22 protein-coding genes are annotated in these 25,102 nt (G+C 42.5%); 18 read left to right on the top strand and 4 right to left on the bottom strand.

Annotated features, from left to right (window positions below; translation table 11 throughout):
- Nucleotides 1-36: 36 nt before the first annotated feature.
- A complete protein-coding gene (locus A7D14_RS11730) occupies nt 37-930 on the top strand; it encodes a lysophospholipid acyltransferase family protein (RefSeq protein ID WP_067034619.1) in 894 nt (297 codons plus the stop codon).
- Nucleotides 931-1,047: 117 nt separating this feature from the next.
- Nucleotides 1,048-1,587, top strand: a complete 540-nt coding sequence (locus A7D14_RS11725; protein WP_067034617.1) for a YybH family protein — start codon at nt 1,048-1,050, stop codon at nt 1,585-1,587.
- On the opposite strand, the gene glmM is transcribed toward A7D14_RS11725, so the two are convergent.
- On the bottom strand, nt 1,584-2,975 hold the full coding sequence (gene glmM / locus A7D14_RS11720; RefSeq protein WP_067034616.1) for a phosphoglucosamine mutase: 1,392 nt from the start codon (nt 2,973-2,975) through the stop codon (nt 1,584-1,586). The two genes, A7D14_RS11725 and glmM, sit on opposite strands and share 4 nt — an antisense overlap.
- 91 nt (nt 2,976-3,066) lie before the next feature.
- Here glmM and A7D14_RS11715 point away from each other — a divergent pair, with 91 nt between their 5' ends.
- From A7D14_RS11715 to A7D14_RS11700, 4 genes are read left to right on the top strand one after another with little or no spacing between them, the layout of a single operon-like run.
- Nucleotides 3,067-3,660 carry an ACP phosphodiesterase gene (locus A7D14_RS11715; protein ID WP_067034609.1) on the top strand — a complete coding sequence of 198 codons (594 nt, stop codon included), beginning with the start codon at nt 3,067-3,069 and terminating at the stop codon, nt 3,658-3,660.
- Nucleotides 3,648-5,330, top strand: coding sequence for a gamma-glutamyltransferase (gene ggt, locus A7D14_RS11710; protein WP_067034607.1), 1,683 nt, complete (start codon nt 3,648-3,650; stop codon nt 5,328-5,330). Before A7D14_RS11715 ends, ggt begins: the two co-directional genes overlap by 13 nt.
- Nucleotides 5,331-5,340: 10 nt before the next feature.
- Entirely contained in the window at nt 5,341-6,288 is a 948-nt protein-coding gene (locus A7D14_RS11705) for a RimK family alpha-L-glutamate ligase (RefSeq protein ID WP_067034605.1), read from the top strand.
- A 28-nt stretch (nt 6,289-6,316) separates the two neighbouring features.
- Entirely contained in the window at nt 6,317-7,309 is a 993-nt protein-coding gene (locus A7D14_RS11700) for an SMP-30/gluconolactonase/LRE family protein (RefSeq protein WP_067034604.1), read from the top strand.
- 6 nt (nt 7,310-7,315) lie between these two features.
- On the opposite strand, the gene A7D14_RS11695 is transcribed toward A7D14_RS11700, so the two are convergent.
- Nucleotides 7,316-8,074 carry an XRE family transcriptional regulator gene (locus A7D14_RS11695; RefSeq protein WP_067034601.1) on the bottom strand — a complete coding sequence of 253 codons (759 nt, stop codon included), beginning with the start codon at nt 8,072-8,074 and terminating at the stop codon, nt 7,316-7,318.
- 264 nt (nt 8,075-8,338) lie between these two features.
- Between A7D14_RS11695 and A7D14_RS11690 the strand changes: the two genes are divergently transcribed.
- From A7D14_RS11690 to A7D14_RS11675, 4 genes are all read left to right on the top strand, one after another.
- Nucleotides 8,339-9,115: a TIGR03915 family putative DNA repair protein gene (locus A7D14_RS11690; RefSeq protein WP_067034658.1), complete on the top strand. Its 777-nt coding sequence runs from the start codon at nt 8,339-8,341 to the stop codon at nt 9,113-9,115.
- Nucleotides 9,116-9,197: 82 nt separating this feature from the next.
- Complete coding sequence (dcm, locus tag A7D14_RS11685) at nt 9,198-9,683, top strand: DNA (cytosine-5-)-methyltransferase (protein WP_083158082.1); 486 nt, start codon at nt 9,198-9,200, stop codon at nt 9,681-9,683.
- A 179-nt stretch (nt 9,684-9,862) separates the two neighbouring features.
- On the top strand, nt 9,863-10,633 hold the full coding sequence (locus A7D14_RS11680; RefSeq protein WP_067034598.1) for an HNH endonuclease: 771 nt from the start codon (nt 9,863-9,865) through the stop codon (nt 10,631-10,633).
- An 83-nt stretch (nt 10,634-10,716) separates the two neighbouring features.
- A complete protein-coding gene (locus A7D14_RS11675; protein WP_083158081.1) occupies nt 10,717-11,436 on the top strand; it encodes an MvaI/BcnI family restriction endonuclease in 720 nt (239 codons plus the stop codon).
- A 1-nt stretch (nt 11,437) separates the two neighbouring features.
- On the opposite strand, the gene A7D14_RS11670 is transcribed toward A7D14_RS11675, so the two are convergent.
- Nucleotides 11,438-11,965, bottom strand: a complete 528-nt coding sequence (locus A7D14_RS11670; RefSeq protein WP_067034596.1) for a hypothetical protein — start codon at nt 11,963-11,965, stop codon at nt 11,438-11,440.
- A 186-nt stretch (nt 11,966-12,151) separates the two neighbouring features.
- Between A7D14_RS11670 and uvrA the strand changes: the two genes are divergently transcribed.
- The 5 genes from uvrA to A7D14_RS11645 all read left to right on the top strand — a co-directional run bounded on the left by uvrA (nt 12,152) and on the right by A7D14_RS11645 (nt 21,614).
- Complete coding sequence (gene uvrA / locus A7D14_RS11665; RefSeq protein WP_067034656.1) at nt 12,152-15,013, top strand: excinuclease ABC subunit UvrA; 2,862 nt, start codon at nt 12,152-12,154, stop codon at nt 15,011-15,013.
- A 19-nt stretch (nt 15,014-15,032) separates the two neighbouring features.
- Nucleotides 15,033-15,719 (top strand): TIGR00730 family Rossman fold protein, encoded by a 687-nt coding sequence (locus A7D14_RS11660; RefSeq protein WP_067034594.1) that lies wholly within the window; start codon nt 15,033-15,035, stop codon nt 15,717-15,719.
- 55 nt (nt 15,720-15,774) lie between these two features.
- Nucleotides 15,775-18,558 carry a metalloprotease gene (locus A7D14_RS11655; protein WP_255307445.1) on the top strand — a complete coding sequence of 928 codons (2,784 nt, stop codon included), beginning with the start codon at nt 15,775-15,777 and terminating at the stop codon, nt 18,556-18,558.
- Between the two features lie 162 nt (nt 18,559-18,720).
- Complete coding sequence (locus A7D14_RS11650) at nt 18,721-21,132, top strand: thiamine pyrophosphate-dependent enzyme (protein WP_067034590.1); 2,412 nt, start codon at nt 18,721-18,723, stop codon at nt 21,130-21,132.
- Nucleotides 21,133-21,236: 104 nt separating this feature from the next.
- On the top strand, nt 21,237-21,614 hold the full coding sequence (locus A7D14_RS11645) for a DoxX family protein (protein ID WP_067034588.1): 378 nt from the start codon (nt 21,237-21,239) through the stop codon (nt 21,612-21,614).
- A gap of 2 nt (nt 21,615-21,616) precedes the next feature.
- Here A7D14_RS11645 and holA read toward each other — a convergent pair whose 3' ends face one another.
- Nucleotides 21,617-22,618 carry a DNA polymerase III subunit delta gene (gene holA / locus A7D14_RS11640; protein WP_067034585.1) on the bottom strand — a complete coding sequence of 334 codons (1,002 nt, stop codon included), beginning with the start codon at nt 22,616-22,618 and terminating at the stop codon, nt 21,617-21,619.
- 28 nt (nt 22,619-22,646) lie between these two features.
- Here holA and A7D14_RS11635 point away from each other — a divergent pair, with 28 nt between their 5' ends.
- The 3 genes from A7D14_RS11635 (at nt 22,647) to A7D14_RS11625 (ending at nt 25,076) form a co-directional block, all read left to right on the top strand.
- Nucleotides 22,647-23,093: a type I restriction enzyme HsdR N-terminal domain-containing protein gene (locus A7D14_RS11635; protein ID WP_067034582.1), complete on the top strand. Its 447-nt coding sequence runs from the start codon at nt 22,647-22,649 to the stop codon at nt 23,091-23,093.
- A 12-nt stretch (nt 23,094-23,105) separates the two neighbouring features.
- Nucleotides 23,106-24,107 carry a glycosyltransferase family 2 protein gene (locus A7D14_RS11630; RefSeq protein ID WP_067034579.1) on the top strand — a complete coding sequence of 334 codons (1,002 nt, stop codon included), beginning with the start codon at nt 23,106-23,108 and terminating at the stop codon, nt 24,105-24,107.
- A gap of 96 nt (nt 24,108-24,203) precedes the next feature.
- On the top strand, nt 24,204-25,076 hold the full coding sequence (locus A7D14_RS11625) for a flagellar motor protein MotB (RefSeq protein ID WP_067034576.1): 873 nt from the start codon (nt 24,204-24,206) through the stop codon (nt 25,074-25,076).
- Nucleotides 25,077-25,102: the final 26 nt, after the last annotated feature.

Here is a 25,102-nt window from a genome sequence, read left to right as displayed (position 1 = left end):
ATTCAAATATAGCTATATTTGCACACAAGAATCGTTATGCAGTTAGTAGTTTTTATTTTTGCTTACCCCTTACTCTGGCTGGTTTCCAGACTCCCTTTCAGAATTCTCTATTTGCTTTCCGATGGTGTGTACCTATTGCTGTACCGCATCATTGGCTATCGCAAAAAAGTGGTGCGCCAAAATTTGGCCTTGGCTTTTCCTGAAAAATCAAAGACAGAGCGTTTACAGATAGAAAAAAAGTTCTACAAACATCTTTGCGATATATTTCTGGAGATGGCAAAGACCCTAGGGATTACCAATGAACAAATGAACAAACGGTATGTTTTTACCAATGTTGAGGTAATCCAAAAACTGGAAAGTGAAGGCAAAAACGTTATGATAATGATGCCCCATTATGCCAGTTGGGAATGGGTTTTTTCGTTGAATCCACAAGTTAAGTCAAAAGCCTACGCCATTTATCAACCCATTCAGAACAAATACTTTGACAAACTGGTTCGGGATATACGTAGCAAATATGGCACCACACTGATAAAAACCTATGAAAGCCGGAAAATTATAGCAGATGCCAAAAATGCGGCTGAATTGATCATGGTTGGTATCATCAGTGATCAATCCCCTATGCTGAACAGGACGCGGCATTGGGCCAAATTCATGGGGGTTTTGGTTCCCATACATGTTGGCGCAGAAGAAATCTGCAAGAATACTGATATGATACCCGTTTACCTGAAAGTGGAAAAAACGGGACGCGGATATTACGAAGCCACCTTCAAAATCTTGGCGGAAGACCCAAAAGAAGTTGAAGATTATAAAATTTCCGAAGCTTTCATGCAAGAAGTCGAAGCCGCCATCCATGAAGCCCCTCAATATTATTTTTGGACCCACAAACGATGGAAGCACCGTGACAAAGCTCCTAAAGTTATCCAGCAATAAGCTGTTAATGAGTTGAATGGGCACCAATTGATTAAAAATCCTATACTTTTCTTAAAAAACAGTGAAGGTTCAAGATTGTTTTATACATTGAACTGGAATCAATCAATCAATCAAAAAATGAAACAGTTAACTACCCTTTTCATCCTATGCTGTTTTGCGCTCACTTTTGGACAACGTCCTGCAAAACAAATTTCAAACGAAACCTTGGAAGCCATCAAAAATGATGTTTGGATTCCCTTTATGGAAGCCTATGATCAATCTGATTCCCAAAAATTAAAATCCATTCACACCAATGACATTGTGAGGGTAACTCAGGACCAAAACCAAATTGAGACCGGTGAAAGTTACCTAACCAACTTTGGACAATTTGTGGAATCGGTGAAAGCACAAGGCAGTCAACTCGGAATCGCTTTTGCCATTTTATCTACCGCTATGGACGATAGTGGAGAGCTAGCCTACCAAACGGGATATTACCGCTTCAGTTCTAAACGTGGTGATGACGAAAATTTTGTGGTGCGAGGCTACGGCAAATTCAGCGTGGGCCTCAAAAAAGAAAACAATTCATGGAAAATATGGCTGGATTCAGACAAGCATATCGACCTTTCCCATGAAGAATTTAATGCCCAGGATATTGTTTACGAATTGGAGGGATCTTAACTGAGTCCTGCCACTTCCTTGATTTCATCTATGATTCGGTCCGCAAGATTGTCTGCCGCTTCTTGTGACTTGGCTTCCGTATAGATCCTTATGATGGGCTCCGTGTTTGATTTTCGCAAATGCACCCAATTTTCAGGGAAATCAATCTTTACGCCATCAATGGTCGAAACCTGTTCGTTCTTGTATTTGGTGTGCATGGCATCCAGCAAAGCATCCACATCCAACTCGGGAGTCAGTTGAATCTTCTTTTTGCTCATAAAATAACTCGGGTAACTGGCCCTTAGCTCAGCCACGGTGCCGCCCTTTTCGGCCATCAGCATTAAAAATAAGGCTGTGCCCACCAAGGCATCACGCCCGTAATGGCTTTCAGGATAAATGATGCCGCCATTGCCCTCACCGCCGATAATGGCCTTGTTGGCTTTCATTTTGGCGACCACGTTCACCTCTCCTACTGCGGCAGCTTCATAAGTGCCACCATGTTTTTCGGTGACATCACGGAGTGCTCTGGATGAAGATAAATTGGAGACTGTATTCCCTTTGGTCTTGCCCAACACATAATCGGCACAGGCCACAAGGGTATATTCTTCCCCAAACATTTCCCCAGTATTGCTGATAAAGGCCAAACGGTCCACATCTGGATCCACCACGATTCCAAAATCGGCTTTTTCCTCCACAACTTTTTTACAGATGTCTCCCAAATGCTCTTTCAACGGTTCGGGATTGTGGGGAAAATGACCCGTAGGGTCACAGTACAATTTAACGACTTCAACCCCCAATTCTTCCAATAATTTCGGGATAGCAATACCCCCGGAAGAGTTTACGCCATCCACTACCACCTTGAATCCGGCTTTTTTGATGACCTCGGCATCCACTAAAGAGAGTTCCAAAACTTCATCCACATGAATATCCATATAGGAATCGTTTTTGGTGACTTCCCCCAAATCATCCACTTCGGCAAAATCAAAGTCCTCTTTTTCGGCCAAGGCCAAAATCTTGGCACCTTGCTCTGCATCCAAAAACTCTCCCTTTTCATTCAACAACTTAAGGGCATTCCACTGTTTGGGATTGTGGCTGGCGGTTAAAATAATGCCGCCATCCGCTTTTTCCAACGGCACTGCAATCTCCACGGTTGGTGTGGTGGACAGACCCAAATCAACGATATCAATTCCCAGTCCCACTAAAGTGGAAACCACCAAATTTTGGATCATCTCCCCCGAAAGTCGGGCGTCCCTGCCGATCACCACGGTCAATTTGTCCTTTTTGGAATAGGATTTTAACCATGTGCCATAAGCCGCAGCAAATTTAACCGCATCCAATGGGGTAAGATTGTCTCCTGTTTTGCCGCCTATGGTGCCTCGTATGCCCGAAATTGATTTGATCAGTGTCATAAATTGTTAAAAAAGTTTTTGCAAATATAACTGGGCATTCCCTAATCCCTGTTTTGAATTTGTAAATTTCGACAGAAAAGAATAAGTCCCGATGAACTTCTTGGCACATATCTATCTATCCTTCGATGACGAGGAAATTACTTTGGGAAACTTTTTTGCCGACCAGATTCGGGGAAACAAATACAAACACTACCCTGAAAAAATCCAAAAAGGGATTCTTTTACATCGGGAAATTGACACCTTTACGGACTCCCATCCCATTGCCAAGCAAAGTAGTAAACGGCTCCACAAGAATTACAGCCATTACAGTAGGGTGATCGTGGATATTTTCTACGATCATTTTTTAGCCAAAAACTGGAGTGATTATTCCAAAGTCCCACTTGCCGAATATGTGGGGAATTTTTATGACCTGCTGGAAAAAAACTACGAAATCCTTCCGCTTGGCACCAAACGTTTAATGCCCTATATGATTGCGGACAATTGGTTGCTCAATTATGCCAATCTCACCGGGATTGACCGGGTGCTCAATGGTATGAACCGAAGAACCAAGAACAAATCCAAGATGAATTTTGCCATCATGGACCTTGAGGAACACTACACTGATTTTGAAAATGAGTTCACCGCTTTTTTTGAAGAATTGATTACCTTTTCCCGGCAAAAATTTATTTCCCTATGCGAAGATTGATACTCCTGCTCCCACTGATCTTATTCATTTACTGTAAACAACAACCTGCAACTCCAACCGGACTGGTCACTGAAAAGGCCATGGTCGTTTCGGCCCGGGAGGAATCTTCCCAATTGGGTGTGGAAATCATGAAAAAGGGCGGTAATGCTTTTGATGCCATGGTGGCCACCGAACTTTCCTTGGTTGTCACCTACCCTTTTGCGGGTAGCATTGGCGGTGGAGGATTTATGGTGTACCGCAAAAACAATGGTGAAGTCGGAGGTATTGATTATAGGGAAAAAGCACCGTTATCAGCCCATAAAGACATGTATTTGGATTCTTTGGGCAAGGTGATTCCTGGGATGAGCACCTCGGGCGGAACGGCATCCGGAGTGCCTGGAACTGTGGCCGGTGTTTTGGAAGTACATGAAAAATTCGGAAAACTCCCGTTGAAAGAAATCATGGAACCCATTATTGCACTTGCCAAAAAAGGGGTTGTGGTTACCGAAAAACAAGCCGACAGGCTGGAAAGCTATAGGGAACAATTTATTGAGGCCAATGGGGACAGCACCAAGTTTGCGGCTCATTTTAAAGTTGGCGATACCATTAAACACCCCGAGTTGGCCAACACCCTGCAAAAAATCATGGAAGAAGGCCGGGATGGTTTTTACAAAGGTGAAGTGGCCCAAAAATTGGCTGCTTTTGTCCAAGAAAATGGAGGCTATATCACCGAAGAGGATTTGGCCAAGTATGAAGCCGTTTGGAGATACCCCATAGTTTTCGATTATAAGGATATCAAGGTTATTTCCATGAGTCCACCCAGTAGCGGAGGGGTTACCATCAATCAGATTTTTAAGATGATGGAACCTTACAATATTTCCAAATTCGGGCATAACGCTCCAAAGACCATTCAACTGTTCACCGAAGCGTCCCGTCGTGCCTACGCCGACAGAAACTTTTTCTTGGGCGATCCCGATTTTGTGGATATCCCCTACGATATGTTATTGGACGATGGTTACTTACAGGAAAGAATGGCAAATTTTTCTTTTGATAAAGCCACGCTTTCTTCCGAGGTAAGTCACGGTGAGGTGGAAATTGTGGAAAGTGCTGAGACTACCCACTACTCTATTGTGGACAGTGAGGGCAATGCCATTTCGGCCACTTCCACGCTTAATGGTGGGTATGGTTCCAAACTATACTGTGCCGAGCTTGGTTTCTTTCTGAACAACGAAATGGATGATTTCAGTGCAAAACCCGGTGTTCCCAATATGTTTGGGCTTGTGGGTGCCGAAGCCAACAGCATTGCCCCGGAAAAACGGATGCTGAGCAGCATGACGCCCACTATTGTGGAAAAGGATGGGAAATTGTACATGGTTGTGGGCACGCCGGGTGGTTCTACCATCATCACAGCAGTAGCGCAGACCATTTTGAATGTGTACGAATTTAATTTGAGCATGCAAGAGGCGGTGAATGCACCTCGGTTCCATCACCAATGGTTACCGGATATGGTCATTTTTGAACCTGAAGGATTTTCTGAAAAACTCAAATCTGAATTGAAAAACAAAGGGTATATCATCAATGAAGAACGCACCCCCATCATTGGAAAAGTGGATGCTATCCGTGTACTGCCCGATGGCAAATTGGAAGGTGGCGCCGACAAGCGGGGTGATGATACAGCTGTTGGTTTTTAAATAATACTTTATGAGCTATGATGTTGTAGTGCTTACCGACCCGAGGTACATCAATCCTCAAAAACAAAGTGATTATATCGCCAATGTGCTTCTGGAAGACCGATTGGTTCTGGAAGCATTGCAAAAACAGGGATTGAATACCGTTCGGAAATCGTGGGACGACCCAAATTTTGACTGGTCATCCACCCAATATGCCCTGTTCCGAACCACTTGGGATTATTTTGACCGCTTTTCCGAATTTTCTAAATGGATGGAAGCCACTTCGCAAGAAACCAAGTTCATCAATTCCAAAAAACTCATCAATTGGAATATTGACAAACATTACTTGCACGACCTTTCATTGGCCGGTGTTACCATTCCAAAGACCTTTTATGTGGAAAAGGGAACCCAAATCACCTTGGAAAAGGCGTATGCACATGCTGTGGAAAAGTTAGGGTTCCGTCCATCAACATTTATTTTGAAGCCCTGCGTATCTGGAGCGGCCCGACATACCTATAAAATCCATAAAGAAGCCGTTGTTAAACATGAGGCTGTTTTTCAGGAACTGGTTGCCGAAGAAGCCATGATGCTTCAGGAATTTCAGGAGAACATTGTAAAGGAAGGCGAAATATCCATGATGGTCTTCAACGGGCAATTTACCCACGCCGTATTGAAGATTGCCAAACCCGGAGATTTTCGGGTACAGGATGATTTTGGCGGAATCGTTCATCAGTTTGAACCCACCCAAGAGCAAATCGATTTTGCAACCAGTGTGGTACATGCCGCGCCTGAACTTCCCATATATGCCCGAGTGGATATTTTTAAGGACAATGATGGGAATTGGGCCTTGGCCGAACTGGAAATTTTTGAGCCTGAACTTTGGTTTCGATTGAATCCCCAAGCGGCGGATATTTTGGCCAAATCCATTAAAAGCACCTATTTTTCCATCTCAACTAAAGATTTCAGTTCACAGTTATGATTATATTTAAGCCAGCAAATAATTCAAAATGAAAAAATTATCACTCCTTATAATAGGAATCACTTTGGGATGCTCAGCCCAAGAAAAAACAGGAAAACTAGTGGCAGAAGATGACGCTTTTTATGATTATGTAGATAAAAATGCCAAAATAGAGGTCTTGACCGAAAGCTTTACCTGGGCCGAAGGACCCGTCTGGGTCAAGGAAGGTGGGTTTCTCCTTTTTTCCGATGTGCCCAACAACACCATTTTTAAATGGAAAGATGGCGAAGGGCTTACCGAATTTTTAAAGCCTTCTGGGTATACCGGGGTTCTACCCTACAGCCGGGAGCCCGGGAGCAACGGACTTATCATCAATAATGATGGTGAATTGGTGGCCTGCGAACATGGAGACCGTCGTATTACCCGAATGCCCTTGGTCGGTGGTGGAAAATTTACCTTGGCCGACACTTGGGAGGGCAAACGCTTCAACAGTCCCAATGATGTGGTACAGGCTTCCAACGGAACCTATTATTTTACTGACCCACCTTATGGCCTTCCTAAACAACAGGATTCAGAATCAAGGGAAATTGATGCTTTTGGAGTCTACAAGATAGGTGTCGATGGAAGTGTGGAAATGGTGGTCAGCAACCTTAACCGCCCCAATGGCGTAGCACTTTCGCCTGACGAAAAAACACTTTATGTAACGCAATCGGACTTCAAGGCTCCCTATATTATGGCGTACACTATTCAAGATGATGGTTCCTTGGATGAAGGAAAGGTGTTTTTTGACGCCAAAACCATAATGAAACCCGGCTTAATGGGAATGCCAGATGGTATAAAAGTGGCCAGAGACGGGACTATTTTTTCTACAGGCCCCGGTGGTGTTATGATCATATCCCCTGAAGGCAAATTTTTAGGACGAATTGAAACAGGACAACCTACTGCCAATTGCGCTTGGGGTGACGATGGTTCCGTGCTTTACATGACTGCAGATGATTTTTTGATGCGAATCCAGACCAAGACGGTCGGTGATGGGTTCTAACCCAACCTATTTCATTTGACCCATCTGCTTTTTTAATTCATCCATGGATTGCTGCAATTGTTTTAGCAATCCAGTTTCGGTAGTGGCATCCACATTGAAGGTCAGTTTACTGCTTACCTCCCAAATTTCTTGGATTTGAAAAGGCTTGATGTCATAAGGGGGATAGGTTTCGTTCAAGGAAACCAAAGTAATATTATTGGAATTGGGCCTTCTTTCAATTTTTTTCACCATTACGGAATCCTGTAGCACTACCACATACATTTTGTTTGGACTCACATAATCGATATGTTCAATGGCCCGGGCCAGAACCCAGTCATTCGGTTTTAGGTTGGGCAGCATACTGTCCCCCTCCACCTGAAAACCACGGTATGTGGCATTGCGCAACTCGGGTATGGGCATATCAAAGGCAGGGAGTTGTTGGTACCAACTTGTATCGGCGATGTTCTGTGGGTACCCGGCCGCGGCTTTGGCATTCACCAAAACCATATTATCTTGGTCGGAACTGTCCACAGTGACCACTTTTGGAATCACACTGGTCTTTGAGGTATCCAAGTGCTTCTGATCACTATCGCCAAAAAGCCAAAGTGGATTGATTTTGAACTGTTTCAATAGCTCCTCAACCACTTTTCCCGATAATTTGGTCCTACCCCGTTCAATATCGGCGGTGGTGTTCTTCACCCCCAACAATTGGGCAAACTCGGTTTGGGTATAGCCCAACTCCCTTCGAATATCAATAAACCGTTTTAGGGTAAGTTCGTTTTCCATGTTAAAAGAATAATGTCAGGTCGAGCCTGCCTTTGTCGGCAGACAGGCGGAGTCGAGACCTAATTCTAGTAATTTGTATTAAAGACCTCTCGACTGCCTGACCGTCCGGCAGGTGGGCACTCAAGGTGACAATACATCCCAAATATATACAATTTGGATTATTTCCAAAAACTTTTTTGGATTATTTCCATTATTTGGAATATTTCCATATCTTTGATTGGAATATTTCCAAGTAGTGTTTCTTCATCAAAAAATAAATGCTCTATGAATCCTTCAACAACTTTGATTTATGACGGTAGTTTCAACGGCTTTCTCACCGCCGTCTTTGTCGCTTTTGATGCAAAGATCAATGTGGCCGACATCCAAAAGAACAGCGAATGCCAAAATGGGCTGTTTTCCGAGACCGAAACCGTCTTTACCCATGTGGAAAAGGCCAAACGGGTCTGGAACGGCATCCGAAACAAGAGCCACAACGCCATTGCCAATGTCTATTTTGCCTTTTTGAGCGAGACAGAGGGTGTGGAACTGATGCTTTATACCTACATTCAAAAACTGATGGCCACCAAAAGTGGAAAGCAAATGGATTATTCTGATGGGATTGTGCTGCACATTAACCAATTGGCCCGAAAAGTGGGCCGTGAAAAACACCGTATGGAGGCCTTTGTGCGGTTTCAGCTGACCAAGGATGAGGTCTATTTTGCCAACATTGAACCCGATTTTGATGTATTGCCCTTAATCTCCAAACATTTTCGGGATCGTTATGCCGACCAACAGTGGTTAATCTATGATATAAAACGCAAGTATGGCATCTACTACAATTTGGACCATGTGGAAATGGTATCCCTGAATTTAAAGGAAGTGCATTTCAACAAAATCCATAAGAGTGACGCTTTTTTAAGCGAGGAGTACGATTACCAAACTTTGTGGAACGATTACTTTAAGAGTACGGGCATCAAATCCCGAATCAACCCCAAATTGCATACGCAGCATGTGCCGAAACGGTATTGGAAGTATTTGAATGAGAAAAAGGAGGCGGTTTAGGTTTTTAGTTAACAAAATTGTTGAGAATGATTTTATAGTCAAACTTTAGGTACGTGATTTTTAATGATATTTGAAAACTGTTATGGCTAATAGATATTCAGATATAAGAGGAAAGTTGCACATCGTTGTAGATAATAAAACTACTAACGAAATGGCTCATTTAACGCACTATTTCCAAAATCATAAAAACGGAATTTCCCAATATTATAGACCAACTGCAAAGAAATATTTAGCGGAATTACACAAAAATTTAGAGATTGCTCAAGAGCCAGATCTTCAGTATTATTTACCAATAAAATGGGATGTCCCTTTTCCTCCATCAGAAAATCCAAAATTTAAGTTTATTGACCTGTTTGCTGGAATTGGTGGAATACGACTTGCATTTCAAAATAATGGAGGAAAATGTGTTTTCACAAGCGAATGGGATTCTTTTGCAAAAAAAACTTACGAAGCCAACTTTGGAGAAGTTCCATTTGGAGATATAACCGAAATATCAGAAAAGGAAATTCCTGACCACGATATTTTACTGAGAGGTTTTCCATGTCAACCTTTTTCAATTGCCGCATAATTGAATATGATAGATTTTAGAGAAGTTATAACATACAATGACCAACCTGTAACTTGTCCTGATTGTGGAAGCAGAACTGAAATCATTTTAGATTTATCTCACACAATTGAACTCACTCAAATTCATAAATGTTTATCAGAAAATTGTCTAAATGAGTTTGTTACTCAAAATGATGGCGAATGAAAAAGGGGCAAAAACTATGGACTAGAGATGAATTAATTTTAGCAATAAATCTTTATTGTAAATTACCTTTCGGAAGATTACACCGAACAAACCCTCAAGTTATTCATTTAGCAGAATTGATTGGAAGAACACCAAGTTCTATAGCTTATAAATTGGTGAATTTTGCAAGTCTTGACCCAAGTTTACAAGCTAGAGGAATTAAAGGCGCTTCCAATTCAAGCAATCTCGATAAAGCAATTTGGGATGAATTTTATGATAACTGGGAAGAACTTCCTTTTGAAAGTGAAAAGTTGCTATCAAAATTTGAAAACAAATCTATCGAAGAGTTAAATAACATCGATATTAAAAGTTTACCAAAAGGAAAGGAAAGAGAAAGAGTTGTAAAAGTTAGAGTCAATCAATCATTTTTTAGGAGTTCTATTTTAGCCTCATACAATAGTACTTGTTGTATAACTGGTATTAACCAAAGTCAATTATTAGTTGCTGGACATATCAAACCTTGGAGTCAAGACGAACAAAATAGATTAAACCCAAGAAATGGTATTGCAATTAATGCGTTGCACGATAAAGCATTTGAAAATGGTCTAATCACGATTACACCTGATTACAAAATCAAAATTTCAGATGTGCTTTTAAAAAGCAAAAAAACTGATTCTCTTGAAAAATACTTTTTTCAATATGAAAACAAAGATATTGTTTTACCATCAAAATTTCTACCTGATATCGAGTTCTTAAAATACCATAATGAAAACAGATTTCAGCGTTAGGGATAAAAGTGGAAAAGCCCACAGCGAAGAATGAGCGAGGACTTGTAACGTATAGCCCGACCCTTTAGGGTAACGCTCAAAACATTTTACCTTATCGAGCATCAAATTGTGGAGGTTATACGCTCGAAGCCGAACTAGGTGTAGCACCTAATGGATATTCTGAACCTGATTTTATGGGTTGGGAGATCAAGCAGTTTGGCGTTAAAAAGTTTGAGAACATAAACTCATCAGTAATAACTCTAATGACACCTGAACCAACAAATGGACTTTATAAATCTAAAGGAACAGAGTACTTTATAAAAACCTATGGTTATCCTGACAAATTAGGACGCCCCGACCGAATGAATTTTGGAGGAGTACATAAGGCGGGAGAATTACATCCAACGACCAAACTAGAAATGAAATTAATCGGTTTTGATCAAGAAAGCGGAAAAATAAGAAATTCAAATGGGAGTATTTCATTAATTGACCAACAAGGAAACGAAGCAGCTTCTTGGAGTTTTTCATCAATGCTTCTGCACTGGAACAGAAAACACGACAAAGCTTGTTACGTTCCATCACTTTCAAATACAAAAGGAGACAGGAAATATAAATATGGTAACAATGTGATTTTGGGCACTGGGACTGACTTTCAACTTTTTCTTGGACAGATGGCTAGTGGAAATATTTATTATGACCCAGGAATTAAATTAGAAAATTTGTCAACCAAGCCCAAGATTAAAAAGAGAAGTCAGTTTAGAATTAAATCTAGATTTTTGCCTAATTTATACAAGAAAAATGAGGTAATTGATTTACTCGATTAAATCAACTTTTACTCCGCTCCCCTACAAAATAATCACTTTTGTTTTTAAACAGTACATTAAAACTGGTCAAGCTGCCATAAATGCGGGTAATGTATTGCTGTAGATCTATCTTTTCCTGGTCATCCAGATTAGTGCTGCTGTTGATCTTTTGTTCCATCACCCGGATACGGTCCCGCACCATCACGATCTTATGAAAAAAGGTGTCAATGGGCATTTCCTTGTTCGCCGTGGCGTCGCCGGGGTCCAAAATCAATTTTCCACCCTTCCATTTGTCTGCGAGGGCCACTTTTTCATGGGTATCGCTCCATTTTTCCAAAATCTTCACAAGGGAACGTTCCACCTCAAAAAAGCTTACGGTGTCCACTTCGTCCTCTACCCCTTCAATGACCTCAAACTCGGAGTCGAGATCAATGGTTTCCAGTCCATTTTCCAAAAAAGTTACCCAATAGTGTTTTGATGATACGTTGGTCACCACCCCTTTTCCATATTCAGGATGGTCAATGCGGGAGCCAATACCCAATAATTTCATAGTTTTCAGTTTGTTCTGTCTGGTCGAGCGCAGTCGAGACCAATTACTTTAAAGCACTTCTCGACTGCGCTCGAAGTGACAAATGATATTGCAGTCAAAAATACACCATCAATTAACAATAACGAAAACCAAACCTCCTTCATTTTTACATCCCAAATCGCTATTTTTGACGTTTGCTATGAATTTATGATCAATTACGAAGAACATATTGAGGTTAGGGGGGCAAGGGTCCATAACCTCAAGAATATAGACGTTACCATTCCCCGCGAAAAGCTCGTAGTGATCACCGGACTTTCGGGCAGTGGTAAATCCTCTTTGGCTTTCGACACCATTTATGCCGAAGGCCAGCGTCGGTATATAGAAACTTTCTCCGCCTACGCCCGGCAATTTTTGGGCGGACTGGAACGCCCGGATGTGGATAAAATCGATGGGCTTTCCCCCGTTATCGCCATAGAACAAAAAACCACCTCAAAATCGCCGCGATCTACTGTTGGCACCATTACCGAGGTATACGATTTTTTGCGTTTACTCTTTGCCCGTGCAGGGGACGCCTACAGCTACAACACGGGTGAGAAAATGGTAAGCTATAGCGATGAACAGATCAAGAATTTGATCATAGACTCCTATTTGGATAAAAAAATAAACGTTTTGGCTCCCGTGGTCAAATCCAGAAAAGGACATTATCGTGAATTGTTTGAACAGATTGCAAAGCAAGGTTTTGTAAAGGTGAGGGTCGATGGTGAGATTACCGACATCACCAAGGGCATGAAGGTGGACCGGTACAAAACCCACGATATCGAGATTGTTATTGATCGATTGAAGGTCAGTGATAGCGAAGATTTTCACAAACGCCTCAGTGAGACCATCAATACCGCCATGTACAGCGGCAATAATGTGCTGATGGTTCTGGAGGAAGGTGAAAGTGTGCCCCGATATTTCAGCAGGGATTTGATGTGCCCCTCAACGGGCATCTCCTACCCCACTCCCGAGCCCAACACCTTTTCGTTCAACTCACCCAAGGGCATGTGCCCCGAGTGCAATGGATTGGGCCATGTTCACGAAGTGAACGAACACAAAATCATCCCGAATAAAAAACTCTCCATCAAAGCAGGTGGATTGGCACCACTGGGCGAATACAAAAAGTCGTGGGCTTTCAAGCAATTGGAAACCATTGCCCAACGATATGGGTTTGATTTATCGGACGCCATTGAAAAAATCCCAGCGGAGGCCATGGAGGTGATTTTAAATGGTGGGAAGGAAAGTTTTGAGGTCGATTCCAAAACATTGGGCGTAAAACGACAGTATAAAATTGATTACGAGGGCATTTCCAATTTCATCAAGACCCAGTTTGAAGAGGCCAACTCCAGTTCCATCAAGCGTTGGGCCAAGGATTACATGGACAAGGTAAAGTGTCCCAATTGCGAAGGGGCTAGATTGCGCAAGGAATCGCTTTACTTTAAAATCGGCGAAAAGAATATCGCAGAACTGGCCCATATGGACATTGCCGAGCTGGCCGAGTTTTTCGAACAATTAGAAAATTCCCTGGAGGGTAACCAAAAAATAATTGCTGAGGAAATTATCAAGGAAATCAGAACCCGTGTTCAATTTTTGTTGGACGTGGGCTTGGACTACCTCTCCTTGAACCGAAGTTCCAAGTCGCTATCCGGTGGTGAGGCACAGCGTATCCGTTTGGCCACACAGATTGGGTCACAATTAGTGGGGGTGCTCTATATTTTGGATGAACCCAGCATTGGTCTTCACCAAAGGGACAATGCACGTTTGATTCATTCCTTGGAATCCCTTCGGGATATTGGAAATTCTGTCATTGTGGTGGAGCATGACCGGGATATGATTGAAAGTGCTGACCATGTTATTGATATCGGCCCCAGAGCTGGAAAGCATGGCGGGGAAATTATTTCCGAAGGAACACCTGAAGAGTTGAAGAACCATCATACGCTCACCGCCCAATACATTACGGGTGAATTGGAAATTCCGGTACCTGCGGAGCGCCGAAAAGGAACGGGGAAAAAAATCGTGCTTTCGGGCTGTACAGGAAACAACCTTAAAAATGTTACCGCTGAATTCCCCCTGGGGAAATTGATAGGGGTCACAGGAGTTTCAGGCAGTGGAAAATCCACCTTGGTCAATGAGACCCTCTACCCTATCATGAACGCGCATTATTTTAATGGCGTAAAAAAGCCAATGCCCTATAAAAAAATTACTGGGCTGCAACATATTGATAAGGTCATCGACATCAACCAATCCCCCATCGGGCGTACACCGCGCTCCAACCCGGCTACCTACACAGGTGTTTTCAGTGAAATTAGGGCTTTGTTCGCCAAGACCACCGAAGCTGCCATCCGAGGGTACAAACCGGGGCGTTTCAGTTTTAATGTGGCCGGAGGTCGATGTGAAACCTGTCAGGGAGGTGGGTTAAAAGTGATTGAAATGAACTTCTTGCCCGATGTGTATGTGGAATGTGAAACCTGCAACGGCAAACGTTTCAATAGGGAGACCTTGGAAATCCGGTATAAAGGAAAATCCATTGCCGATGTATTGGATATGACCATCAATGAGGCCGCTGACTTTTTTGAAAACATCCCCAAAATACACCGTAAGTTAAAGACAATAAAAGATGTAGGATTGGGTTATATATCTTTGGGGCAACAGTCCACTACCCTCTCCGGTGGTGAAGCGCAACGGGTAAAGTTGGCCACAGAGCTTTCCAAGCGCGATACCGGAAACACGTTTTACATCCTCGACGAACCTACAACCGGATTGCATTTTGAAGATATCCGTGTGCTCATGGAAGTGTTGAACCAACTTGTGGATAAAGGAAACACCATTTTGGTCATAGAACACAACATGGATGTGATCAAAATGATGGATCATATCATCGATATAGGTTACGAAGGGGGGCGCGGGGGCGGAATGGTCGTTGCAAAAGGTACGCCCGAAGAAGTTTCAAAGGACAAAAAAAGCTACACGGCAAAGTTTTTGAGGAAGGAACTTGAGAATTCCAAACAAAGCATCGCTAGGGCCGTTTAAATTATATACAATTATGCAAATGCGAAAAGAACAGCACACCAAAGGGTGGAATGAGATAAAGACAAACGATTCATGGGCCATATTCAAGATTATGGGTGAATTTGTCTACGGATTTGAAAAAATGAGTGCCATTGGCCCATGTGTTTCCATATTTGGTTCGGCCAGGGTAAAGGAAGGGGAACATTACTACGACCTATCCGTTAAAGTGGCCCAAAAAGTGGCCGAGGCCGGTTATGGAATCATTACCGGAGGTGGTCCAGGAATTATGGAAGCCGGAAACAAAGGGGCCCATTTGGCTGGGGGAACTTCGGTGGGACTGAACATTGACCTACCGTTTGAACAGCACGACAATCCTTTTATAGATGAAGATAAAAGCTTGGATTTTGATTATTTCTTTGTTCGAAAAGTCATGTTTGTAAAGTACTCCCAAGGATTTGTGGTTATGCCAGGGGGCTTTGGCACATTGGACGAGTTTTTTGAAGCCCTTACCCTTATCCAAACCCATAAAATACATACATTTCCCATTATTTTGGTGGGCTCCACGTTTTGGAAAGGCCTTATGGATTGGATTAAAACTACCCTGTTGGAAGCTGGCAACATTAGCCCCAGGGACTTGGATCTGATCAAATTGGTGGACACAGAAGATGAGGTCGTGGAAATCTTGGATTCTTTCTACAAAGAACGTGACCTAAGTCCAAATTTCTAAATCTAGCCCATTGAACATCCCCCACACCTCATTTGGAATATCATTGCTATTGTTCATGTTTTGTGCCTCATCGTGGGGACAACACAAAAATGAGCTGACGGCAGAATTGGATGACAGGGAAATTAAAATCACACAGAAGATCACCTATGTAAACCAATCCAGTGAAGGGCTTTCGGTATTGTACTTTAACGACTGGAACCATGCCTATTCCAACAAGAATACGGCATTGGCCAAACGCTTCGCGGAAGAATTCAACCGTAGCCTACATTTGGCCAAGGAACGGGAACGGGGTTTTACTGATATTAGGACCGTAGTAGCGGAAGATTATGTAGGATTGGATTGGGAGCGTTTGGGCAATCGGGACATTATTTCAGTCACCTTGAATGAGGTACTTCAGCCCAACGACTCCATTCAATTGTTCTTTACATATCACGTACAATTGCCCGATACAAAATTTACGTCCTATGGTTATACGCCGGGCTTTGGGTACAATCTAAAAAACTGGTATCTCACTCCTGCTGTATACAATGGTGAATGGAAGCTCTACGACAATATGAATTTGGACGACCTGTACACGGGCGTTACAGAAACCACTATAAACCTTACCTATCCAGAGCGATTGCACCTGGCAACCAATTTTAATGGATCCAGTGCAAGTAAATTTCCTGGCGGGCAATTCATTCAGCTCAGCGGAACAGATAGAAAAAGTTGCGAGATCATTCTATCCACCATAGATAGGTTCACCAAACACCGCATTGAAAACGTGACGGTGACCACTGATTTGGACTCCAACAAGTACGATGAAATCTATCAGGGCATCTCCGTCAGTAAAATTGTCCATTTTTTACAGGAAAATTTGGGTGAATACCCCCACGAAAATTTATTGGTCAGTGAATTTGATTATAGCCGGTCTCCCTTGTACGGCGTAAACCAGCTGCCTTCATTTATACGCCCCTATGAAGAGCAGTTCCAGTTTGAGATGAAGTTCTTAAAAACTGCCATTCGCAGTTATTTGCAGGAAACCCTATTCCTGAACCCCCGAACAGAACGCTGGGTGAACGATGCCATTGGGTATTATCTTATGATCAAATTTGTGGAGGACCATTATCCTGATCAGAAGTTGGCCGGAAAACTTTCCAAGATTTGGGGCATTAAAGGGTTCCACTTGGCGCAGATGGAATTTAATGAACAATACACTTTGTTGAGCATGTTGCCGGCCCGTAAGAATATCGACCAAGCCCTGAACACCCGTAACGATTCCCTGATAAAGTTCAACGAAAAGATCGCCAATGGCTATAAGGCAGGTCTTGGCATGTCCTATCTCTCAGAATATCTCGGGGAGAAAAAGATAGATAGTAGCATTACGGCTTTTTATAAAAACTTTCGTCTAAAGCCAAAGGTGACTGCTTTGGACTTTAGAAAAACCATTGAACGGTTTTCAAATAAGGACATCCATTGGTTTTTTGAAGAATATGTGGCCACGGACAAGAAAATTGATTTCACAATCAATAAGATAGAGAAAACCGAGGATTCCATTTCCTTGACCATAAAAAATAAGCGGGGCACCAATGTCCCCATTTCACTCTTTGGTCTTCAGAATGATTCGGTGGTCTCACAGTACTGGTTTACCAATATTGACACCTCCAAAACAGTGACCGTTCCCAGGAATGGCGAAGACCGGATGGTGCTCAATTATGACCAAAAAATTCCTGAGTTCAACCAACGTAACAACTGGAAGACCCTTAATGGTTTCTTCTCAAGTAACAAAAAGTTGAAATTTCAGTTTTTCAAGGATACGGAAGACCCCTATTACAATCAGGTTTTTTATGTGCCCATTGCCAATTTCAACATTTACGATGGGATCACTCCCGGCATGCGACTCTATAACAAGACCTTTTTGGAAAGGCCGTTCCAATATGATATTTCACCCACGTATTCCTTTTTGGAACGTACCATGGTAGGAAAGGCAAGCTTCAGTTATAGAAAATACCATAATAAAACGGGGCTGTATGTGTCCAACTACTCCATTTCCGGGTCTACCTCCCATTTTCAGGTAAATTCCCGCTTTTCAACCCTTACCCCGGCCGTTAGTTTTGGTTGGAGGCCCAATGATTTGCTGTCCAATCGAAGACAAGCACTTCTTTTTCGCTACAGAAATGTATTTAGGAGCATCGATACAAATATCGCAGACGAAATAGACACGGACCCTGATTATGGGGTGATGAATGTGCGCTTTACTGATGTGGACAACAACATTTTAAACTACCGTTCCTGGTTTTTGGATGCCCAACACTCCAGTGATTTTACCAAACTTGTCTTTGAAATGGAATACAGAAAGTTGTTTCAAAGCAACCGACAGTTGAATTTCAGGTTTTTTGCCGGAAAGTTCCTGCGGAACAAAACCGAATCGGATTTTTTCAGTTTTGCGTTGGATAGGCCTACGGATTATATGTTTGATTTGGCCTATTTGGGACGATCGGAAAGTTCCGGGATTTACAGCCAGCAAATCATCATTGCCGAAGGAGGATTCAAATCCAAACTGGAAAATCCATTCGCCAATGACTGGATTGTCACCACCAATGCCAGCACCAATATCTGGAGATGGGTGGAAGCCTATGGCGATCTAGGATTTATGAAAAGCAAAGGAGCGGATACCCGCTTTGTGTATGATTCCGGAATTCGTTTGAATTTGGTAACCGACTATTTTGAACTTTATTTCCCTGTTTATTCCAACAATGGATGGGAAATTGCCCAAGACAACTACGCACAGCACATACGCTTTGTGGTTACCCTGAGCCCTAAAACGCTTGTAGGCTTGTTTACTCGAAAATGGCTCTAAGCATTGACATATTCTCAACAGAATGACGTTTATAGGTTGATATTTTACAAAAATCGTTTTTTGAGATTCATTTTTTTATCATATTGTTAATTTATTAACAGGGATTCATATTGCTAATTTGAATGTATTTTAGTAATTTCGCAGAAATCCAGAATAGCCTACATGAAACCTGACCCGAGTACAAGCAACGATATTTCCTTTGCAGATTTTCAATCGCAGATTCTTCAGGATTATGAGACTGCGATCACTAGCCGGGAATGTAGTGTGATGGGAAGACGTGAGGTTCTCTCGGGAAAAGCCAAGTTTGGGATTTTTGGAGATGGAAAGGAGCTTCCGCAGTTGGCCATGGCCAGAGCTTTCCAAGATGGGGATTTCAGAAGTGGCTACTACCGCGATCAAACCTTTATGATGGCCCTCGGTTATCTTAATCCCAAGGAGTTCTTCCACGGCCTGTACGCCACCACCGATTTGGAAAAGGAACCCATGAGTGCCGGAAGGCAGATGGGAGGTCATTTTGTAACCCACAGTTTAAATGAGGATGGTTCTTGGAAAGACCTTACCCAACAGAAGAACAGTAGTGCCGATATTTCCTGTACCGCCGGACAAATGCCACGACTGGTAGGGTTGGCCCAAGCTTCAAAAATATATAGGAACGTAGAGGGTATAGATCAGACCAACTTCTCCAATAATGGAAATGAAGTGGCCTGGGGCACCATTGGGAATGCCAGCACCAGCGAAGGTCACTTTTTTGAGGCCCTCAACGCCGCTGGCGTGATGCAAGTTCCCATGGTCATTTGCATTTGGGATGATGATTATGGGATTTCGGTACCTTCCAAATTTCATACCACCAAAGGGAATATTTCAGAAGCCTTAAAAGGATTTCAGCGTGATGATGATAAAGAAGGCTTTGAGATTTTAACCATCAATGGATGGGATTATACAGGCCTCATCCATGCGTTTGAAAATGCTTCCGACATTGCCCGGGAAAACCATGTCCCCGTACTGATCCACGTTACCGAACTCACCCAACCACAAGGACATTCAACCTCTGGTTCCCACGAACGATATAAATCGCCCGAGCGTTTGGAATGGGAACGGGAAAACGATTGCAACAAACGGTTCAGGGAATGGATTCTTGAAAACGGCATCAGTACCGAGGAGGAGCTAAAAAAATTGGAGCGCGAGATCAAGCATAAAGTACGTTCTGCCAAAAAGGAAGCTTGGACCGAGTTCTTAAAACCCCATCTTCAAGCAAAAAAGCAGCTCGTACAACTTTTGGATAGTGTTGCGAGCCAAAGTCCCAATCGCTCGTTCATTACAAAAATCAAAAATGATCTTATTGCACTTGAGGAGCCCTTAAAAAAGGATTTGGCCTCCAAATCCAGAAGTGCACTGCGTTATCTTTTGGGTGAGTCCACCCCAGAAAAAAAGCAGCTTCAACAATGGATCGATAATTTCTTGGCTACTACACAACCCAAATACAGTTCGCACTTGTACAGCGAACTGCCCTCCAGGGCCACAAAAGTTGCAACGGTTGCCCCTTCGTACACAGAAGGTCTGGAAGAAGTGGATGGTCGGATTATTCTCCGAGATAATTTTGATGCACTTTTCTCCAAATATCCCGAGACTTTGATTTTTGGAGAGGATACAGGGAATATTGGCGACGTAAACCAAGGCCTGGAAGGGCTACAGAAAAAATACGGTGAGCTGCGTGTCGCCGATACGGGGATTAGGGAAACCACGATCATTGGGCAAGGCATTGGACTTGCGCTAAGAGGTCTGCGTCCCATTGCGGAAATCCAATATTTGGATTATATCCTCTATACCATTCAAACCTTGAGTGACGATTTGGCCTCCCTCATGTACCGGACCGTTGGCAAGCAAAAAGCTCCCCTTATTGTTCGTACAAGGGGCCATCGCTTGGAAGGTATTTGGCATTCCGGGTCCCCCATGGCTGGGCTGATAAGTCTACTGAGGGGCATGTACATCTTGGTCCCCAGAAATATGACACAAGCGGCTGGTTTTTACAATACGTTGATGAAAAGTGACGAACCGGCTTTAGTTATTGAAAGTCTCAATGGATATCGTCTCAAAGAGAAAAAACCCACCAATCTTGGAGAGTTCTGCACGCCTATTGGGAAGGTAGAAACCCTAAAAGAGGGTACAGACATTACCATTCTTTCCTATGGGTCCACCCTCAGGATTGTTGAAAAAGTCGCCAAAGATCTTTTGGAAGTAGGTATTGATGCCGAGGTTATTGATACGCAGTCCCTTTTACCTTTTGATTTGAATCATGATGTGGTAAAAAGCCTAAAGAAGACCAATAGACTCTTGATCGTGGACGAAGATGTTCCTGGAGGTTGTTCTGCGTACCTATTACAGGAAATCCTTGAGAACCAAAAAGGGTACCGTTACCTGGACAGTGCCCCGCAAACCCTTACCGCAAAAGCACACAGGCCTGCCTATTCTTCAGATGGGGATTATTTTTCCAAACCCAATGCCGAGGATATTTTTGAAAAAGTGTACGAAATCATGCATGAGGCCGACCCAAATTCCTATCCTGCACTTAGGTAATTGAATTTCATCGAAAATATCAATTGAGACCTATATTTCGTCAATTTAGTTTGCGTTGATTACAACATAATTCATACTTTCACGTGAATTAAAAATTCCCCTAAATGAAAAATAATGCCCTAGTCCACTTGGGATTGGCCATACTTCGGATAGTGCCTTCCGTGTTTATGATCACCCATGGATATCCCAAACTTCTCAACCTAATCAACGGAAATACAGAGTTTGCCAATCCTTTTGGTATTGGTGAGGCCCCTACCCTATTTTTAACTGTTATTGCCGAATTTTTTTGCCCCCTTTTAATGATCATTGGGTTTAAAACAAGGTGGGCGGCAATTCCAACGGCATTCGCCATGTTCGTGGCTGCTTTTGTAATTCATGCTGCCGATCCATTTGGTACAAAGGAAAAAGCTTTGCTTTTTTTCGTGGTTTTCTTGGTGGTTTTCTTGTTGGGTCCCGGCAAATACAGTGTGGACAAAAGATAAAGCTAGATTATTTCGGTGAGCAATTCTTTGAGCAGTTCTGACTGGGCCAGATTGTTGGCCCCAACCCCTTTACTTTTCAAATCCAACTCCCGTAAACTTGAAATGATCCCGCTCACTCGCTTCATGGGATAGTTTCTGGCGGCAACCGTGTATTCCTTTACAAAATAAGGGTTGACTCCCAAAACTTTCGCCACATTCCCCGGAGAATGGTCCTTTAACCCATGGTATTGCAATAATTGTGTAAAGAAGGTATTCAACAATGTCACTGTCACCACAAAAGGGTTATCCTTGGGATTTTGGGCAAAATAATCGATGATTCGTGAAGCCTTGCCCACATTTCTTTCCCCAATCGCTTTTTTCAACTCAAAATTGTTGAAATCCTTGCTGATGCCAATATGCTGCTCAATCAACTCTGGAGTAATTTCAGTGGAAGAAGGCACCACCAAGGTCAGTTTGGTAAGTTCATTGTTGATTTTTCCCAAATCGGTTCCCAAAAATTCCACAAGCAACATACAGGCTTTGGGGGAAATCTTATAGTTTTTGCTGCCCAGTGTCCTTCGTATCCATTCAGCCACCTGATTTTCGTAGAGTTTCTTACTTTCAAAAAGCTCTCCATTCTTCTGAACTGCTTTGTACAGCTTTTTACGCTTGTCCAGTTTCTTGTACTTATAGCAGATCACCAACACCGTTGTGGGCTGCGGGTGCTCAACATAAGCCGTCAAGTTCTCAATGGTTCGGGATAGGTCTTGAGCCTCCTTCACAATGATTACTTGGTGTTCGGCCATCATGGGAAACCGTTTGGCGTTTGCGATCACTTCATCCACAGCCGTGTCACGACCATAAAGGACCATCTGGTTAAATCCTTTTTCATCTTCAGTGAGCACATTATCTGCAATATATTTTGATATTTTATCAATATAATATGGTTCCTCTCCCATTAAAAAATATATGGGCTTCGGTTTTCCCGCATCAATTTCCGCAACTATTTCCTTTACCTTGTCCATTCCCAAAAAAATTCATCAATTTTGTCCAATGCAACCTTTGAACTTTCCCTCGTATTCGTTCCGAATCAAAAATAGCCAAAATAGACGCTACATTTTTGATGGCATCCGCAAAAAATTTGTTTTGTTGCAACCCGAGGAGTGGGTGCGCCAGCATGTGTTGCATTTTCTGGTCTTCACAAGAAATTACCCGAAGAGCCTGATCAATGTGGAAAAGCAATTGATGGTGAACCGAATGAAGAAAAGATATGATATCGTGATTTTCAATCCGGATGGCACTATTTTTCTTTTGGTGGAATGCAAAGCGCCTGAGGTAAAAATAGATCAATCGACTTTTGATCAGATTGCCCGCTACAATTACCAACTGCAATCCAATTATTTAATGGTGACCAATGGCTTGGAGCATTACTATTGCCAAATGGACCATGAGAATGAAAAATATACGTTTTTGAAGGATATTCCTGATTTTAGCCGTTAATTTGCCCTCGTTTTGAAAATCGCCGTAGTCATACTCAATTGGAACGGGGAATCCCTGCTCAAGAAATTCCTTCCCTCGGTCATGTCCCACTCCGCAGGAGCGGATATTTATGTGGTGGACAATGCCAGTTCGGATGGTTCCGTTGCCTTTTTGGAAAAGGAATATCCCACAATCGGAATTGTCCAAAATGCTGAAAATGGCGGTTTTGCCAAAGGCTACAATGATGGATTAAAACATATTGAAGCCGATATTTTCTGCTTGTTGAACTCAGATGTGGAGGTCTCCCCAAATTGGTTGGAACCCATTCGTGAGGCTTTCAACACTTTTCCCGAAGCTGCCATCATCCAGCCTAAAATATTGGACCTCAAGAACCCGGAATATTTTGAATATGCCGGAGCCGCAGGTGGTTTCATTGATATGTTGGGCTATCCTTTTTGTAGGGGCAGAATATTCCAGGCCTTGGAAAAGGATGAGGGGCAATATGATGACATCACGGAAATTTTCTGGGCCACGGGGGCGTGTATGTTCATTAAGAGCGATGTCTTTAAATCTCTCGGGGGGTTTGATGAGGATTATTTTGCCCACCAAGAGGAAGTGGATCTTTGCTGGAGGGCAAAAAATGCCGGGCACAAGGTCCTTTATGTGGGAAAAAGCCATGTGTATCACCTGGGAGGCTCAACCCTGAGCAACATGAATCCAAAGAAAACTTTCTTGAATTTTAGGAACTCATTGTATTCCATCACCAAGAATTTACCCACCAAAAAGGCATTTCCCATAATCTTTTTTCGATTGTTACTGGACGGTATTGCCGCCCTCCGCTTTATTTTTCAATTGAAGTTTGAACATTGTTGGGCCATTCTGCGTGCACATATCAGTTTTTATGGTAACTTTAAGGGACTTTACAAGAAAAGGGAAAAAGCTAATTTTATATTAAAGTACTATACCACGACATCCATAGTCTGGTCCCATTTCGTAAATCAAGTGAAGAATTTTAACATTTTAGTAAAAGATTAACTGTGCCGAAATATAGAAACTTTGCTTTTTGTCTAATTTTGGTCAACAAATTTTAACATTGATATATCTAACAATCCTTAAATTATACTCTGAACTATGAAAAAAGTTTTTCTAGGAACACTGGCCATGGCCGTTTTATTATCATCATGCGTATCTCAAAAAAAATACGCTGATCTTGAAGCAAAACATAAAGAAACCCAAGATTTATTGAATTCTGCTACAGTTAAACTAAATGACTGTTTGGAGGAAAAAGCTACTGCTAGCTCAAGGTTGAAAACCCTCGAAGATCAAAACGCATTTTTGAAAGCGAACAACCAAGAGCTCATCAATAATATGGGCAATTTGACCACACTTACCACAAAAGGTGCTGAAAACCTTGAAAAATCCCTTGAGAGCCTTCAAGAAAAAGACCTTACCATCAGAAAATTACAAAATGCCGTAACCCGTAGGGATTCTGTAAACCTTGCCTTGGTACAGAGCTTGAAAGGCGTACTGGGCAACTTGGATGATGAAGATATTGAAATCAGCGTTGAAAAAGGTGTGGTATTCGTATCCATTTCCGACAAGCTATTGTTTAGAAGCGGAAGCTACAATGTAACCAATGCAGCTAAGGAAGTATTGGGCAAAGTGGCCAAAGTGGTGAACAACAAACCTGATTTTGAATTTATGGTTGAAGGTCATACCGACAACGTACCCTACCGTAGCGGAGTTCTATTGGACAACTGGGATTTGAGTGCCAAAAGAGCAACATCCGTTGTTCGAATTCTTCAGAACGATTTTGGTGTAGATCCTGCTAGAATGACAGCTGCCGGACGTAGCTACTACGTACCGCTTGTTAGCAATGATACTTCTGCGGACAGAGCCAAAAACAGAAGGACCCGTATTGTGGTACTTCCAAAAATCGATCAGTTCTACAATATGATCGAAGAAGGCATGAAAGATCCAGCCATTGGTGGTACAGGCATGTAATATTTTCCTGAACCCAAAAAAAGTAA

It is taken from the genome of Allomuricauda sp. CP2A, assembly GCF_001683915.1.
In the GTDB taxonomy this organism is placed as follows: domain Bacteria; phylum Bacteroidota; class Bacteroidia; order Flavobacteriales; family Flavobacteriaceae; genus Flagellimonas.
Note: the sequence above shows the minus strand (reverse complement) of the source record. Positions and strands in the feature narration are given on the sequence as shown.